Origin of the sequence: Flavobacterium psychrolimnae, assembly GCF_003312425.1 — a bacterium.
In the GTDB taxonomy this organism is placed as follows: Bacteria; Bacteroidota; Bacteroidia; order Flavobacteriales; family Flavobacteriaceae; genus Flavobacterium; species Flavobacterium psychrolimnae.
In genome coordinates this window covers 1-14,965 of sequence record NZ_QNUX01000013.1, presented here as the reverse complement: position 1 = coordinate 14,965, position 14,965 = coordinate 1, and the positions used below count along the sequence as shown (strand labels likewise).

Sequence of the window (14,965 nt, the reverse complement as noted above, 5' to 3'; positions counted from 1 at the left end):
CTGATAAATGTCATTGTTTACAAAATAATTCCATCGGCCATTTCAATAATTTTATCACTGGCTTTTGCAAAATCATTGTCGTGGGTCACTGCAAGTACCGTTTGGTTGAATTCGGTCGTCAGATGTTTGAACAAATCAAAAACAATTGCTGCATTTTTACTGTCTAAATTTCCCGTTGGTTCGTCGCCCATAATGATTTTTGGATCGTTTATTAAGGCTCTGGCAATGGCAACGCGCTGTTGTTGTCCACCCGAAAGTTTGGAAGCCGATTTTAATGCTTGGTCTTTCAAATCTAATTTTTCTAAAATGGAATACGCTCTCGATTCAATTTCTTCTTTGGAATATTTTCCTAATTTGAGTGCTGGTATCATTACGTTTTTTAAACTCGAAAATTCAGGTAATAAATAATGGAACTGAAAAACAAAACCTATTTTTTCATTGCGAATAGCTGCTAACTGTTCTTTTGTTTTTTGGGTTAAATTTTCACCGTCCAAAATAATATTTCCTTCATAATCCGTATCCATTGTTGAGAGAAGGTATAACAAAGTCGATTTTCCCGAACCTGATTTCCCTACCATAGTTACAAATTCTCCTTTGTGAATGTCAAAAGAAATATCATTCAATACCTTAAATTTTTCGGGTTCGTAAAAATATTTACTAACTCCTTTTGCTTGTAATAATAGTTCTGATTGTATCATTTTCTAAAAATTGTTATAGGATCTAATTTCGCTGCTTTTCTGGCCGGAATATAACCCGCCAATGTGGTTACAATTAACCCGAATCCGATTCCTAAAGCAAAGAATTTTGGGAAAAACCGAATCGGGAAAAAACCAATATCGCCGCCAACCCACATATTACCCATTACTTTCACTAGAATCATCGCTAACACCAAACCAAATGCAATCCCGATTAATCCAATAACAATAGCTTCTTTTACAAAAATTCGGATGACATCTTTGCCTGAAAATCCAATGGCTTTGAGAATCGCAATATCATTCAGTTTTTCCATGATAGTCATATTCAAAATATTGTAAATGCCAAAAGCCGCTACCAGCATTATCGAAAATGAAATAGACATGGCCATCATTTTTCTGATTTTATTCGCTGCCGCTGCTGAAGCATTGGCTGTTTCCCAATCTTCAACTTCATATCCACTTAACTGTTTGAATTTTGGAATTAGCTTTTTAGCCGTTTCATAATCATTGATATTCACATAAATATCGGTTATGAAACTTGCGCCCTGTTTGTTGAGTTGTTGCGCTGCGGAAATGTTGGTATACGATAGTGTTTTGTCGGTATTTGTAACTCCTGTTTTCAATAGCGCGACCACTTTCATGACTTTAGAAACGCCATAAGCTGTAGTCACCGAAATATTATCAGCCAACCGAACATTCAGTTTTTCAGCAATTCCAACCCCTAAAATGATTCCGTTTTGATTGGCTTTTAAGTCGGAATATTTACCTTCAACAATGTATTGTTCCAATTGAAACATCGTGTTTTGCTCCTCGATATTCACTCCGGATGTTCTTCCTGTAACTTGTGCTTCTCCATTATTGTAAAACACATTTGCCGAAACATTTGGCGTTACGCCAATTACCTCAGGTTGTTTTTTTAGCGCTTCGATGAGTAAATTCGGATTGATTAATTTTTTGCTTTCTTTGGTAATTTTAGGATTAGTAAGCAAAGCTAAATCGGTTTTGCTGGTTTTAATTAAGGGCTGACTGATGTGTTCTTCTTTATAAATGCGTAAATGTGGCGTCGATTTAAATAAACTTTCAACAGAATATACTTCAAAACCATACATCAGCGAATTCATAAAAATAAAAATGGCAATCCCAACCGTAACTCCTAATGCAGCGACCATCGTCTGTTTCTTTTTGGAAATCAAATGGATAAAAGCAATTTCAGAATTGATATTGTGTTTGTAATTTTTCATCAGTACAATTCTTTTAATACGATTTGATTTTCTTTTAAACCCGCTAGTATTTCAACATAATCAGAGGAAACAATCCCTGTTTTTACTGATATTGATTTTCTGTCTTCATCCAAAACTTTGTTGCCATAACCCAAAAAACTTCTTGGAATGACTAAAGCATTTTGCTTTTTATTCACAAAAATGTTTGCTTCTAATTGAGTTCCAGAAATAGCAAAATCCATAGGTTCTGTAAAAATGGCTTTTATGATAAAAGATTGCGACTGCTCATCAAAAGTGGGCAGTATTTCTGAAATAACGCCTTGGTAGGTTTTGTCACTGTTTACGTTCAGTTTTACCACGATTTGCTGGTTCAATTTTATCTTTCCCATATTGCTTTCGTCGATATTCAAATTGGCGTAGATTTTCTGGTTATTGGCAATCACCGCAATAATATCACCCTTGCGGACATAGTCGCCCACTTGCTTTTTCTGTTTGTAAATTTTTCCGTTTACCAATGCTTTTACTTCATTAAAATCCTGAAGTACCAGACTGTTTTCCAGTTGTTGGTTTTGAACAATCACTTGCTGATTGGCTTGAACCAAAAGATTTTGATATTGTTGTTCCAATGCCGAAACTGAAGCTCTCGAATTGCTCACGGCAATCAATATATTTTCGTACTCAACCTTAGCAATGCTGTTACTTTCAACGAGTTTTTTATATCGAACAGCTAATAATTCATCTTGTTGAAGTTTTGATTTTGCTGCGTTCAGATTGGCTTTTGATTGTTGTAAAAGTGGTGCATTGGAGCCGGTATTTGCTTTTGCGATTTGCAACAATTTGGAACCACTTTTAGTATTGATACTACTTTGCGGATTGTCGATTACGGCCAAAATTTTTCCAACAGCCACTTCATCGCCTTCATTAAAATTGATTTTGGTGATGTATCCTTCGGTTTGTGCCATCAAATTGTATTCGTCATCGGCTTTTAAAGTTCCCGATGCAAAGACCATTTCAGTGATGTTTTTGCGTTCTACTTTGCTTTCTTCCGTTTTTTTACCACAGGAAAAAAGCAGTGCAAGTGATGCTAAAATTAGTGTACTTTTTATTATTGTTTTCATTATTGAATGGTGTTGTTGAGATTTATTTTAGTGGTCAAATAGGAAATATTGGTGGCTATCACTTGTAAGTTGAGTTCTGCGTTTAATTTATCATTAAAAGAGATCATTAAATTATCAAGCGAAATCAAATCCTGATGGTATATTTCTAAATTTTTAGTGTAAGTGTCAATTTTCAGTGCAGCAATTTTTTGGTTAATCACATAACTGTCAACTGCTTTCTGATACTCTAATTTCAACTGTTGGTTTTGATTGTTTTCCTGAAGCAAATTGTGTTTTGCATTTTCTTTGGCAATCGCAGCACTTGTTTTTAAATTTCTTTTTTGCAGATATTTAGAAGCGTCGGGCAGTGCATAATTCAATCGAAGTCCTACATAAGAGGCTTGAAACGTATTTGAATTTGGATTAAAAAATCCGGCATTACTATTGTCTTGATAGATCCAGTTTCCCACTAATGAAAGTGTCGGAAAAAAGGAAGAATTAAAACTTTTCAACTCTTGATTGGAAACCTCTTGGAGCAACTTGCTCTGTTGACTCAATAAAGTATTGGTAACATCCAAAACAGTATTTTCCGTTGCATTTTCTTGTGTATCACTTATTTCTAAAACAGTTATAATTGGAATATCGCATGCTGTTTTCAAAATGTTATTCTGTTGTAGTAGGACATTAGCCAGTTGAGTTTCTTTATCTTCAATCTGCAATACATTTGCAGTCGCTTGATTCAAATCTTGTTGTCTGGCCAGACCTTCTTTTTGTTTGTTGGAAACAATCTTCTCAATCTTTTTAGTATTTGAATAATTGGCATGCAGTATTTCAATTTGTTTTTGAATGGAAACGATGTTGTAATAGGCGGTTGCTATAGTTTCAAAAAGATTTTTATTGACTAATAAAGTCGTTGTGACGGCATAGTTTTCATTGATTTTGGACGTTTTTATTTTCTGCCAAGCGGGAATATTTATCAGATCAATTTGCGGAGTAATAGCAATGGTACTGACGTATTGTTGTCCAAATTGTGTTTCTTTGAAAGTACCGGGAACCCCGCCAAAGATTTGTGCCGGCAAATAATTTGTTGGCAGTTGTAAATTATCAGTAGCCGAGGCTGTAGTATTTACTCGTGGATTAAACGCATTTATTTTTGAAATTAAAGTTTGGTACTTTGACAATGCCACTTGTTCGTTAGAAATTTTAAGTATTGCCGCATTTTTTTCGGCATAATGTAAAACTTGATCAATGGAGTTAAATGAAACCACATCTTGGGCTTTTGATTGAAAACCAAGCAAAATGAGTAGTAGTAGTTGAAATATATTTTTCATTATAATTTATTTAATGAGTAGTAAATTGCTGTCCATTTTTGCGTTTATCCAATGTTTTACATTTGCTTCAATAATTATATAGTCACCTGTGAGGAGTATTTCTTTTTTATGATTTTCATTCTCAAAAATTACATTCCCATCAATACATACTAATAATGCTGGTGTTTTTGTACTATGTTCTTTGAGTTGCTCATTCTTTAAAATTTTAAGCGCAATAACATTTCCTTCCATTGCTTTAAATAATTGCAATGTTGAAACAGCTTTGTCACTAATATGTAGATTGTTTAGTTTCATTTTAATTTTATTTTATATGGATTAAAGTAAGTATAGATTGTATCATCTTATTTCCTTCGATTTCAATATCAAATTGGAATTCTGCCATGCGCCATTTGTACATTTGGAGTCGAAAAGTTCCCATTACGATATGCGTTAAATCATCAGCAGAAATGGCAGTGGTGAAAACACCTGAGTACTGCCCTTCAATCAGCAGTGGTTTTAGATGTTTGATTTTGACACTCATTATTTTATAAATCATTTCGTTGATGCGTTGGCTTTCTTTCATTAAGCCATCAGAAAAAACGGCTACAACAAAGTGTGGATTTTGTTTAAAAAATGAATATTGATTTTGAAATAATTTTACAAACTGCTCTTTTTGATTTTCATTTATAGAATGCGATGCTGTTAATCTTTCATCCATATTTGTAGCTAAAAAATCAAGTAAGGCAATGATGATTTCCTCTTTGCTTTCGAAATGTCTGTAAATAGCACTTTCAGAAAATTGCATTTCTTTGGCAAGCTCTTTTATGGTCAAACCACTAACGCCCGATGCAGTTAGAATTCTTCCGGCCGCCTTAATTATCTCCAGTTGTTTTGCTGAAATTTCCATTTTAAATTGATTTAGAAACAAGTAAGTGAATGTTCACTCTGTAAATTTCCGAATATTAATTCCTTTGTAGTGTGATAATTGTCACATACGCCAAAAAAATCCCTTTCAATTTTACTCAAAAGGGATAACAAACAAAAAAATAAATGGGTAATAATTATTATGCAGTTCCTTTTAAAATTTTATTCCAATATAACCAAGGTAATACTTTTGTTTTAAGGATCCACATGGCCCAATTTGGTTTTGCCTGATTTATAGGAAAAGTCATTTTTGGCGTATTAGTATAGTCAAATTCGGCTAACATTAATTTTCCGTATTGAGTAGGAATAGGGCAGGCGCTATAGCCATCGTATTGTGCTGTCATTTTTTGATTATCCATAATTGCCAAAAGATTTTCTACCACAACCGGAGCTTGTTTTCTAATTGCCGCACCCGTTTTACTACACGGCGCATTGGTGCAATCTCCAAGAGCAAATACATTTGAAAAACGAGTATGCTGCATTGTGTTCTTGTCAATTTCCACATATCCTAATGGATTTGCGGAGTCGCGCAATGGACTGTTTTTTATAAAATCAGGAGCTGATTGTGGTGGAACTGTATGGCATAAATCGAAATTCAATGTTACTTTTTTAAGTTCTTTATCAGCGCTATTTTCTATTATACCGTAGCAGCCGGCATTTTTAGAAGATAATTTCTGGTTTAGGTTTTCATCAATTTCTTTAGTTTCAAATTCAACTGTTTTCTTTTCACCATCTATCGCCGTAACATTAGCACCATAATGAACGTGAATATTATATTTAGCCACAACTTTTTTTAATGTATCGGCATATTCTTTGACACCAAATATTACGCCTGCTCCAGAAATATAATGAACATCACATTTGTCCAAAATTCCTTTTTTACGCCAATAATCGCAAGCCAAATACATAATTTTGTGAGGTGCTCCACCACATTTGATAGGTGTTGTTGGGTTTGTGAAAACTGCCGTACCGCCTTTAAAATTTTCAATCATTTCCCATGTGTAAGGTGCGTGTTGAAAGGAGTAGTTGCTGCTGACATTATTTTTTCCAAGCGTTTCCTTAAGTCCTTTTATTTTATTCCAATCCAATTGAATCCCGGGACAAACCACTAAGTAATCATAAGTGAATTCATCACCTGTAAGGCATTTTACTCTGTTTTCATCAGGCATAAATTCAGCTACAGCCTCTTTGATCCAAGTTGTATTCTTTGGAATTACATCTTTTTCATTACGAACGGTTTTATTAATATCAAATATACCGGCACCAACCAATGTCCATGCAGGTTGATAATAATGTTTTTCAGATGGATCAATGATTCCGATGTTTAGATTACTTCTTTTGATAAGTAATTGGGAAGCGACAGAAAGTCCTGCATTTCCTCCACCGATGATTAGTATTTGATAATGATTAGCCATTTTTTTTGATTTTTTTATTGTGAATATAAACGTAAAGAATTTACAAACAGACTATTGTGACTTTTGTCACATACGTGTGTTATTTTAGGAATAACTCTTTGGTGATGATATAAATACCCATTACCAAAACAAACCAACCAAAAGCAGGTTTTAGTTTTGCACCATCAATCTTTTTGGATAATGCAGTTCCAATAAAAATTCCAACAATTGCAAAACCTGAAATGGTAAATAAGAACTGCCAATCAATAATACTTTCTCCACCTTCTCCAAAAAAGCCTATTAATGATTTGGCTGCAATAATTACAAGCGATGTTCCAACCGCTTCTTTCATGGGTAATTTACTCAGAATAACTAACGCGGGAATTATTAAAAATCCTCCACCTGCACCAACTAAACCTGTAATAATTCCAACAATTGCTCCTTCAATAAGTATCAATGGATAATTGAATTTTTGTTCTCCGGCTTCTTCTATTGTATTTTTTTTATCTTTTTTAATCATTGTGTAAGATGCAATAACCATGATTACAGCAAAAAGTAACATTAAAAAAAGATCTTTAGTCAATGTGAAACTTCCTGTCGAAAAGATCTCTTTAGGTATAGCGGGAACGATAAAAGCTCTTGTAGTAAAAACGGCAATTATGGATGGGATACCAAAAACAATGGCTGTTTTTATGTTTACCAACCCTTTTTTGAAATAACCAACAGTTCCTACTGCACTGGTTAGACCAACAATAAACAACGAATAAGCAGTTGCTAGTACCGGTTCAACTGCAAATAAATAAACTAAAACGGGTACAGTAAGAATGGAGCCACCGCCACCTATCAGTCCTAAAGCAACGCCAATCAGAATTGACGCAAAATAACCTATATATTCCATAATTATAAATTTTATACTGCAAATATTGCTAGTTAAAATTTTATAATCTGTAACATTTATCACATAGGAAGATTTATTTTAAAAGTTCAATATTATTGCGATGCATTTTTAGTACCCCTCGTTGCTCTAGTTTTTTGAGTAATCGAGATATAACTTCTCTAGAAGTATTCAATTCACTTGCAATTTCTTGATGCGACAATTTTAAATCATCACAATCACAAGCATCTCTATGCCTTTTTAAGTAAAATTCCAAGCGTTCGTCCATTGCTCTAAAAGCAATACTGTCAATCACATCAAGGACTTCTTCAAACCTACTTCGATACGTATCAATTACAAATTCATACCAACTGCGATGTTGCATCATCCATTTATCCATCAATTGCAATGGTACCATAATTAATTCAACATCCTCAACTACTTTTGCCATAATTTGGCTTTTTTGATTTTTTGTTGCGCATATCATTGAAATAGCACAGGCTTGACCTGGCTGTAAATAATACATGAAAAATTCGCTGCCTTCTTCATCTTCTCGATAGATTTTTATTTTACCACTCAAAACGAGCACTGTATTTTTTATGTACTGACCTGTTCGCATAATCACATCTCCAGCAGCAAAAGATTGCTGTAGAGCATTTGTATTAATGTCTATTAGAAGAGCATTTGAGAAGGATGGGAATTTTTTTTTAAGGATATCGTTCATTTATTTGTTTTTTGAAAGTTCATAAAAGTAGTCAAAAATAGATTTTAGAATTTATTTTTTTTAAATAGTTTAATTATTTTAGCTAATACATTTATTTTAATAACTTCAGTTTAGTAGTATAGTAGGCGTGTTGTAAACGCTTCGACTTGTTTTTATAAGGTAAGTATGCACTCATTTCAAACGAGAACCAGTTAGCTAGGATGCCGAAATGTAAAACTATTACCGCAAACATCAAGGCAAGAACGTAAAGAACGTCATTATTAAAATAGCCCATAAATTGGCACGAAGAATACTTTCGATGATTAAAACCGAAACACCCTATAAAATTAATAGAAATTTAGTGTTAGAAAAATAAAAATAACATTCTTAAAAAACTCAACCATATCAGAGAATAGAGTGCAAAACAGCTAGGGTGGTTCTTTAAAAGAAGCCGCATTTTGTAGTAGGCAGCTATTTTTATTCTTACAATCAAACCGATGCTGGTGGTCTCGTTCTCATAACGAGAACCACATATAGGAGTGTGAGCTTTAAGATTATAAAAAGAAATAATATGAAGTAAAAGAGAAATGAATTCTTGGCATCATTGAAAAAGTTAGAATAACTTTTTCAGTCCAAAGCTTTCAGCGGACAAAAAGTTGTTTCCGACTTTTCCAACAAGCCGCTGGAACGGAATTCCATACTCGAAAAACACCCTACATATCACCCTCTTAAAAGTTGTTAATAACTTAATGATGCTTTACATAGGAATGGCTGTTAGACACTGGCTTTTCTTGTGGGTTTTATTAAAATTAGGTAGAAATCGGTTAAATTCCGCATTGTTAAAAGCATAATATGTAAAATTAAAAACACTAAAATTGAGAATCCAGCATATTTAATATTTGCATCTATTTTAATATTGTCAATAATTAAAGGATAGATTAAACAGACAATTATAAGTGCAACTTCAATTATTACAGAATAAGTAAAATTTATAAGTAAAAGTCTAAATAATGTTATTGTATCATTGCTGATTTTTATTGTAGTTTTTGTCTTTTTAATTTCATCTAAATTTTGGCCTTGACCTGTTGTAAGTATAGTAATAACTGTTATTGAAAAACCAACCAAAATCCCTAAAAGATTTATTGCATTATCTTTAAAAATAACAGTTGCGGAAGTTGATGAACCAAATAATAAAAGTAAAAAAATTCCAATCCCAATAATTAACGGAAATAACCATTCAAAATAGAAAATTCTTCTTGAAACGGTTCTGAAATAATCAGCGATTAATAATAAAAATTCTAAATACATTTTTAGTTAAAGTTGCTTAAAACTGTTTCCATTTCTTCAAAAAGGTCTTCTGTACTAATTTCGCCTGTCACTTCATTTCTTCTCGGTTTTACATATTCTTGTCTTTCAATAAAATCAGTATTTATTTTAACCACGTTGTTGTCAGTATTTCGACCTACAACTCTTAATCTTTGTATTTCATTATGCCCACCATTCAATTTAGCATATACATCTCGTGTAAAATCAAAGATATTATCTTTGTTTTTAGCTTTTACTGAAATTATTACTTCGTGCTTTACTGTATTTGTTCTTTCTGAAAAATCAAGTACTTCACTACCCAATAATTGTTTATCAACGTATACATCAGCACTTATAATTCTTGACATACTTTCTATTTCTTCTAAAAAATTATCTTTGGCAATAGCTTCAAAATCAAATCTAACTGGAACATCGGAATCTACAGAAAAAGCAAAACTATTTAAATAATGTTTTACCTGTTGAATAGTTAAGCCTGCTTGGTGTTTTTCTAAGATTACTATAACATCTCCGTTAATAGCTTTTGTAATCAAATGGGTTTTTTGAGTTTCTCCTTCTTCCATACTTTTTGGACTTTCACGTTCTATAATTGTATTTCGATGAATTAATGGAGGTCTAAAACTATGAGAAGCACTTTTAAGAATAATTTTATGTATTGTATTTTGAGTATTTGAATTTATGCTTTCTAAAAAAACCAAATTTTGGATTTTTGATTGTTATATTTCTTTCAAGTTTAGGAAGACTATTAATATGATTTAATGTTTCGTTGAAGGCATTTTCTACATTGTTATCTCCTGAAACTAATGTTAAGTAGTAAAATCCTATTCTTCTTGGTTTTGATGTCATTATATGTTGTTTTTCTTACTGTTTTTTTTTAAGATTGTGCCTAACGTCAGTCTGTGAAAAAACGTCCGTTGTATTATGATCAAATATAACAAAAATACTTGTGTAAAAAGAAGATTTTTCGTATTTTTAAAGATACAACATTTCACAGGTATTTCCCGTCAGCAAATGCGTTTTTCAAGTTTAGAAGATACTATAAGTCCCGATAATCAGGTGCGATTTATAGATTCTTTTGTAGAGTTTACTGACCTCTCTAAGCTCGATTTTGCTGTAAAAGCGCTCAAGATTGAAGGTCGCCCAAGTTTCAAAAATAAAGTATTTCTAAAGATCTATTTATACGGTTACCTCAATGGGTCTGAAGTGGTCGAGATTTACAAAAGGAATCTTTGAGAAACGTGGCAATACAACGGTTTTTAGAAGATATTCGTCCCAATTACGAAAGCATTACAGATTTCAGAAAGAATAACCCAATCGCATCAAAGAACACTTTCAAACTATTTGTTTCGTTATTGAAAGATGCTGATTTGATAAGTGGCGAAACCATATCTACCGATGGTTTTTTAGAGGAAGCCAAAACACAATTTCCTGTGAAAACTAATTTTATGGGTAAGGAAACTTGTGTGCAAAAGTGATGGAAAATACGAAACTAAACCCAAAATGCTTCTCAAAAAAAGAGGACACTAAATCCTCTTGAAATTCTCTCTCAAAACTTTACGATAACTCTATAGTTCCTGCCAGTGACCGGTTCCGTTCAACCGGAGTTTCATTGTTCGTGCTGCGCACGCAACGAATCTCTAGCTGTTGGCAGATAGAGCATTTTTCACTTAATATATTCGTCAATGTTTATACTTCTATTTTCATTATTCGCTTCTTCCATTGCTTTCAGAATAGTTGCGATTTGAACTTTATCAATCATATTTTTGTCAAAGAAAACATATTCAATTGTTTTTGTGTTTTTCAAATCCTCTAATGGGTTTTTTGAAAGTAGCACTAAATCTGAATTATATCCAACTTTTATTTTTCCAGTATTTCTTTTCATCCAATTGCTCGGCTCTACTGTTGCGGAATAAAGTGTTTGTGAGTTTGTCAATCCTAATTTTGATAAAGATTGTAACTCATCGTGAAGTGAAAATCCCGGAACAACTGTTGCTACATTGGCATCTGTTCCAGCCATAATTGTAACTTTATTATCAACCAATGCTTTTGTCATAATATGAATTGCTTCTGCATAAGTTTTCCAGTAAATTAATGATATTTTTTTTGTGTCTAGATTATCTTCTCCATCATATTCATACCCATTTTTAGTTGGTAACCAACCTAATTTGTAAATTGGTGTTCCTTCAATAATTTTTGGATTGACATATTTTAGTTCTATTTCTTTAAGTTTCAATTTTAAGTCAAATCTTTGATTTAAAAAACTCTCACATAACCAAACAGTTGAAGTTACGCTAATATTATTTTTTTTTAGTTTTTTTGCAATTTGGACTGAACGTATTTTTAAATAGGCTAGAAATTCTTTTGAATTTTTAGAAATTGATTTTCCAAAATCATCAATAGTTTTTACCGTTAATTCTTCAACGTGAGCAACCTCTTTTTGACCTGAAGTATAAAACACATCTAAATTAACTAAAGGAATATGTCCAATAACAGGAATATTATATTTTTGGGAAATGTCGATTGTAGTTTTAAACATTTCAGGATTAACAAAACCGTACATTTTAACTGCATCATAACCTTGTTCTTTAATCTTTTTTATTTCTTTTTCAGCATCATCTTTTGTCGAATAATTAATTGATTGTCTAGTCCAACTATAGTAATACCCTGTTAATCCACTTTCACTACTGAATATTACAGGCGATGCGACAAACATTCGTGGTCCAAACCCATTTTTTTGTATTGCTTTTCTCCATTCTAAAGTAATTGGTCTTCCAGCCATTTCTCTAATAGAAGTTACTCCATTAACTAAATATAAAAATAAATCGTTTTTGCTTTCTTTTAAATGAACGTGAGAATCAATAAGACCTGGAATTAAATATTTATCTGTTCCATCAATTATTAAAGCATTATTTTCGACAGGTTGATTTTCTCCTAAACGAATTATTTTGCCATTTTTAATAATTACATCTTGATTTTTAATGAAGTGGCTACAATCGTCTGAAAGTACGTTTGTATTTTTTATTTGAATTATTTCGGTTGGTTTAACAATTGAAGAAATATCAATAACTTTTGTCGATTTACCTAAAACCTTATTTAATTCATTATCCGACCACAAAAATACACAAACAGAAATGCTTAATAGTCCCATAACAACGTATAGCAATTTCCTAAATCTCATTTTTTTCATAAATTATTATTTTAATTATGTTGTAAAAATAAGGTTGTGAAGATATGATTTCTACCGTGAATAGTTATTAGGTATGAAATACGCTATTTTAGGTATGAAAATTATAAAGACAATAATTGTTCTTTATAATTTTTAGAAACTGGTAATTCAATTTGAGTCAGAAAAACGGTTTCTTGATTTTTCCAAGATTTAAAATGGATTGGATTTATTAAATGGGAGCGATGGATTTGAATTAAAAAGTCGAAATCTTTATGGATTTTTTTAAGTGAACTTCGAATTAGTTTTGCTTTTAATTGATTTCCCTCCAAAAAGAAAATTTCGACATAATTTTGCGAATTAGAAACGCATACCAAGTCACTTTTTTTTATTTTTAAAACATCTAACTTATTTTCTCCTCTAATAACAATATTTTCGTCTTGTATTGGAATTAACTTAACAGAATATATCCTTGCTAAAACTATAATTGGTGTTGAAATCAAAGCAGACTTGAGAATTATTACTTGCAAAAATTCTAAAAAACCAAATCCTCCATTTAAAATAGGAGATTTATAATAAAAATATGTCATTACTAAAAAAAGCAAATGGAAAAGTAAAAGGATATTTATTTCATAAAGAATATTCCATTTTAATACTTTTTGATAAAAACTTTTTTGAATTACTGCAATTAAGCCATAACATAGAAACGCAATAAGACTAAATCCAGTACTTATCAGTATCCATTGTTTTGAACTTATTGTTCCATCATCAAATGGTTTGATAAAATAAGCAAAAATGAAAAACCAAAAACAGATAAAAATTCCGATTAGTAAATGATGCTTTATCGATGGATTTATTTTTATCATTTTTAAAAAAGTGGCAATTAAATATTTGGTAGTTGTTAGTTTTTTCGTGTTTTTTGGTTGCATTTCTGCCAACGTCTTGCTAGTAGGCGATGGTCGGGCTAAATAAAGCAATTATTTTCGGATTGTCACTAGTTTTCCAAACACAAAACAATCTTCCCATTAAGCCTGATTCCCGACTATTGCTTACTAGCTGTAACCAGCAGTATTTTCTATTCAGCAAGCAATTCCTGTATCATTTTACCAATGTAAGATACTTCTAATTTTAAAGATGAATTACTAGCACCATGCATTGCTTCACCTGATGAATAAATAGCATCCATTAAACCTGCGCCAAGCAAATCTCCACCTTCTTCCATTCCCATATTTTTCCATTTTTCATTTATAAATCTTTTTAAATCGCCTAAATATGTTAATTCGATACTTCTTGACGCACGAAGGAAATTTTCATATTCTATTTTTTCTTCAATAAAACATTGAAAAAGTTTTCCAATATATTTAGCTTTCTCATGATCTTCACATTTGTCAATTATATAAAGTAATTTTTCTCCAACTTTGGTTTTGTATTCAGGATCTTTCTCAATTTTCTCAATTTGTTTCTTTCTACTTTCGTTAGATGTCTTTTTTAATTGAAGAAGAAATACCATTAACTTTTTGGTGAAAAGTTTATCTTGAACTGTCAATGTAGTTTTTGCTATTCCAACTACCCCAATGATAGGAATATCTTTTAAAGCTCCATCTTTTAATAAAGTATCTAGAGTAGTTTCAGATAAATCAACAATTACATCTTGAAATTTATCATCTTTAATTGTTTCGGTTAATGTTTCGGAAATGTTTGTCATTTGTGGTTTAATATTGCTGGTAACGTCAGTCTGTGAAAAAACCTCCGTTGTATTATCATCAAATATAACAAAATACTAATATAAAAAGAAGATTTTTCGTATTTTTAAGAATGCAACACATCACAGGTGTTTCCCGTCAACAAATGCGTTTTTCAAGTTTAGAAGATACTATAAGTCCCGATAACCAGGTGCGATTTATAGATGCCTTTGTTGAGTATGTTGATCTCTCTAAACTCGATTTCGCTGTAAAAGCGCTCAAGACTGAAGGTCGTCCGAGTTTCAATAGTAAATTATTTCTAAAGATCTATTTATACGGTTATCTCAACGGAATCAGAAGTGGTAGAGATCTAGAAAAGGAATGTTTAAGAAACATTGAAATGCAATGGCTCTTAGAGGATAATCGTCCTAATTACCAAAGCATTACAGATTTCAGAAAAAATAACCCGATCGCATCAAAGTGGAAAAACCAGTCAAATTGACCATCCTATTCCAGTGCAAATTGACCACCAGTTTCGGAGCAAACTGACCACCACTTTCCAGTTCAAATTGACCACCTA

18 protein-coding genes are annotated in these 14,965 nt (G+C 32.0%); 3 read left to right on the top strand and 15 right to left on the bottom strand.

Translation table 11 applies throughout. The annotated features are described in order from the left end of the window. Positions 1–17: 17 nt before the first annotated feature. From DR980_RS13130 to DR980_RS13070, 12 genes are all read right to left on the bottom strand, one after another. Entirely contained in the window at positions 18–698 is a 681-nt protein-coding gene (locus tag DR980_RS13130; RefSeq protein WP_113636860.1) for an ABC transporter ATP-binding protein, read from the bottom strand. Continuing rightward, positions 695–1,936, bottom strand: a complete 1,242-nt coding sequence (locus DR980_RS13125) for an ABC transporter permease (RefSeq protein ID WP_244199308.1) — start codon at positions 1,934–1,936, stop codon at positions 695–697. The genes DR980_RS13130 and DR980_RS13125 overlap by 4 nt, the downstream gene beginning before the upstream one ends. Next, complete coding sequence (locus tag DR980_RS13120; RefSeq protein WP_113636856.1) at positions 1,936–3,033, bottom strand: efflux RND transporter periplasmic adaptor subunit; 1,098 nt, start codon at positions 3,031–3,033, stop codon at positions 1,936–1,938. The genes DR980_RS13125 and DR980_RS13120 overlap by 1 nt, the downstream gene beginning before the upstream one ends. Beyond that, complete coding sequence (locus DR980_RS13115; protein ID WP_113636854.1) at positions 3,033–4,343, bottom strand: TolC family protein; 1,311 nt, start codon at positions 4,341–4,343, stop codon at positions 3,033–3,035. The genes DR980_RS13120 and DR980_RS13115 overlap by 1 nt, the downstream gene beginning before the upstream one ends. A gap of 6 nt (positions 4,344–4,349) precedes the next feature. After that, positions 4,350–4,637 carry a cupin domain-containing protein gene (locus tag DR980_RS13110; RefSeq protein WP_072944091.1) on the bottom strand — a complete coding sequence of 96 codons (288 nt, stop codon included), beginning with the start codon at positions 4,635–4,637 and terminating at the stop codon, positions 4,350–4,352. A 7-nt stretch (positions 4,638–4,644) separates the two neighbouring features. After that, positions 4,645–5,229: a TetR/AcrR family transcriptional regulator gene (locus DR980_RS13105; RefSeq protein ID WP_113636852.1), complete on the bottom strand. Its 585-nt coding sequence runs from the start codon at positions 5,227–5,229 to the stop codon at positions 4,645–4,647. A gap of 157 nt (positions 5,230–5,386) precedes the next feature. Next, positions 5,387–6,661, bottom strand: a complete 1,275-nt coding sequence (locus DR980_RS13100) for an NAD(P)/FAD-dependent oxidoreductase (protein ID WP_113636849.1) — start codon at positions 6,659–6,661, stop codon at positions 5,387–5,389. Positions 6,662–6,740: 79 nt separating this feature from the next. After that, positions 6,741–7,538, bottom strand: a complete 798-nt coding sequence (locus tag DR980_RS13095) for a sulfite exporter TauE/SafE family protein (protein WP_113636846.1) — start codon at positions 7,536–7,538, stop codon at positions 6,741–6,743. A gap of 73 nt (positions 7,539–7,611) precedes the next feature. After that, entirely contained in the window at positions 7,612–8,238 is a 627-nt protein-coding gene (locus tag DR980_RS13090) for a Crp/Fnr family transcriptional regulator (RefSeq protein ID WP_113636843.1), read from the bottom strand. A gap of 753 nt (positions 8,239–8,991) precedes the next feature. Then, positions 8,992–9,525 carry a hypothetical protein gene (locus tag DR980_RS13080; RefSeq protein ID WP_113636840.1) on the bottom strand — a complete coding sequence of 178 codons (534 nt, stop codon included), beginning with the start codon at positions 9,523–9,525 and terminating at the stop codon, positions 8,992–8,994. Positions 9,526–9,527: 2 nt separating this feature from the next. Continuing rightward, positions 9,528–10,103 (bottom strand): hypothetical protein, encoded by a 576-nt coding sequence (locus DR980_RS13075; RefSeq protein ID WP_113636838.1) that lies wholly within the window; start codon positions 10,101–10,103, stop codon positions 9,528–9,530. Positions 10,104–10,188: 85 nt separating this feature from the next. Beyond that, positions 10,189–10,386: a hypothetical protein gene (locus DR980_RS13070; RefSeq protein ID WP_113636835.1), complete on the bottom strand. Its 198-nt coding sequence runs from the start codon at positions 10,384–10,386 to the stop codon at positions 10,189–10,191. Positions 10,387–10,461: 75 nt separating this feature from the next. On the opposite strand from DR980_RS13070, the gene DR980_RS13065 reads away from it, so the two are divergent. Both DR980_RS13065 and DR980_RS13060 read left to right on the top strand, forming a co-directional pair. Beyond that, positions 10,462–10,773 carry a hypothetical protein gene (locus DR980_RS13065; RefSeq protein ID WP_113636832.1) on the top strand — a complete coding sequence of 104 codons (312 nt, stop codon included), beginning with the start codon at positions 10,462–10,464 and terminating at the stop codon, positions 10,771–10,773. Then, positions 10,770–11,015 carry a hypothetical protein gene (locus DR980_RS13060; protein WP_113636829.1) on the top strand — a complete coding sequence of 82 codons (246 nt, stop codon included), beginning with the start codon at positions 10,770–10,772 and terminating at the stop codon, positions 11,013–11,015. The genes DR980_RS13065 and DR980_RS13060 overlap by 4 nt, the downstream gene beginning before the upstream one ends. A gap of 188 nt (positions 11,016–11,203) precedes the next feature. On the opposite strand, the gene DR980_RS13055 is transcribed toward DR980_RS13060, so the two are convergent. The 3 genes from DR980_RS13055 to DR980_RS13045 all read right to left on the bottom strand — a co-directional run bounded on the left by DR980_RS13055 (position 11,204) and on the right by DR980_RS13045 (position 14,408). Then, complete coding sequence (locus DR980_RS13055; protein ID WP_113636827.1) at positions 11,204–12,727, bottom strand: amidohydrolase family protein; 1,524 nt, start codon at positions 12,725–12,727, stop codon at positions 11,204–11,206. Positions 12,728–12,828: 101 nt separating this feature from the next. Next, complete coding sequence (locus DR980_RS13050) at positions 12,829–13,569, bottom strand: LytTR family DNA-binding domain-containing protein (RefSeq protein ID WP_113637069.1); 741 nt, start codon at positions 13,567–13,569, stop codon at positions 12,829–12,831. A gap of 209 nt (positions 13,570–13,778) precedes the next feature. Beyond that, positions 13,779–14,408, bottom strand: a complete 630-nt coding sequence (locus DR980_RS13045) for a hypothetical protein (protein WP_113636825.1) — start codon at positions 14,406–14,408, stop codon at positions 13,779–13,781. A gap of 110 nt (positions 14,409–14,518) precedes the next feature. Here DR980_RS13045 and DR980_RS13040 point away from each other — a divergent pair, with 110 nt between their 5' ends. After that, positions 14,519–14,887 (top strand): transposase, encoded by a 369-nt coding sequence (locus DR980_RS13040; protein ID WP_244199307.1) that lies wholly within the window; start codon positions 14,519–14,521, stop codon positions 14,885–14,887. The last annotated feature ends 78 nt before the right edge of the window (positions 14,888–14,965 follow it).

Bases quoted from the DNA above. Each gene is read 5' to 3' on its own strand.
- DR980_RS13130 (WP_113636860.1), bottom strand. From the start codon at position 698: ATGATACAATCAGAACTATTATTACAAGCAAAAGGAGTTAGTAAATAT.
- DR980_RS13125 (WP_244199308.1), bottom strand. From the start codon at position 1,936: ATGAAAAATTACAAACACAATATCAATTCTGAAATTGCTTTTATCCAT.
- DR980_RS13120 (WP_113636856.1), bottom strand. From the start codon at position 3,033: ATGAAAACAATAATAAAAAGTACACTAATTTTAGCATCACTTGCACTG.
- DR980_RS13115 (WP_113636854.1), bottom strand. From the start codon at position 4,343: ATGAAAAATATATTTCAACTACTACTACTCATTTTGCTTGGTTTTCAA.
- DR980_RS13110 (WP_072944091.1), bottom strand. From the start codon at position 4,637: ATGAAACTAAACAATCTACATATTAGTGACAAAGCTGTTTCAACATTG.
- DR980_RS13105 (WP_113636852.1), bottom strand. From the start codon at position 5,229: ATGGAAATTTCAGCAAAACAACTGGAGATAATTAAGGCGGCCGGAAGA.
- DR980_RS13100 (WP_113636849.1), bottom strand. From the start codon at position 6,661: ATGGCTAATCATTATCAAATACTAATCATCGGTGGAGGAAATGCAGGA.
- DR980_RS13095 (WP_113636846.1), bottom strand. From the start codon at position 7,538: ATGGAATATATAGGTTATTTTGCGTCAATTCTGATTGGCGTTGCTTTA.
- DR980_RS13090 (WP_113636843.1), bottom strand. From the start codon at position 8,238: ATGAACGATATCCTTAAAAAAAAATTCCCATCCTTCTCAAATGCTCTT.
- DR980_RS13080 (WP_113636840.1), bottom strand. From the start codon at position 9,525: ATGTATTTAGAATTTTTATTATTAATCGCTGATTATTTCAGAACCGTT.
- DR980_RS13075 (WP_113636838.1), bottom strand. From the start codon at position 10,103: ATGGAAGAAGGAGAAACTCAAAAAACCCATTTGATTACAAAAGCTATT.
- DR980_RS13070 (WP_113636835.1), bottom strand. From the start codon at position 10,386: ATGACATCAAAACCAAGAAGAATAGGATTTTACTACTTAACATTAGTT.
- DR980_RS13065 (WP_113636832.1), top strand. From the start codon at position 10,462: ATGATCAAATATAACAAAAATACTTGTGTAAAAAGAAGATTTTTCGTA.
- DR980_RS13055 (WP_113636827.1), bottom strand. From the start codon at position 12,727: ATGAAAAAAATGAGATTTAGGAAATTGCTATACGTTGTTATGGGACTA.
- DR980_RS13050 (WP_113637069.1), bottom strand. From the start codon at position 13,569: ATGATAAAAATAAATCCATCGATAAAGCATCATTTACTAATCGGAATT.
- DR980_RS13045 (WP_113636825.1), bottom strand. From the start codon at position 14,408: ATGACAAACATTTCCGAAACATTAACCGAAACAATTAAAGATGATAAA.
- DR980_RS13040 (WP_244199307.1), top strand. From the start codon at position 14,519: ATGCAACACATCACAGGTGTTTCCCGTCAACAAATGCGTTTTTCAAGT.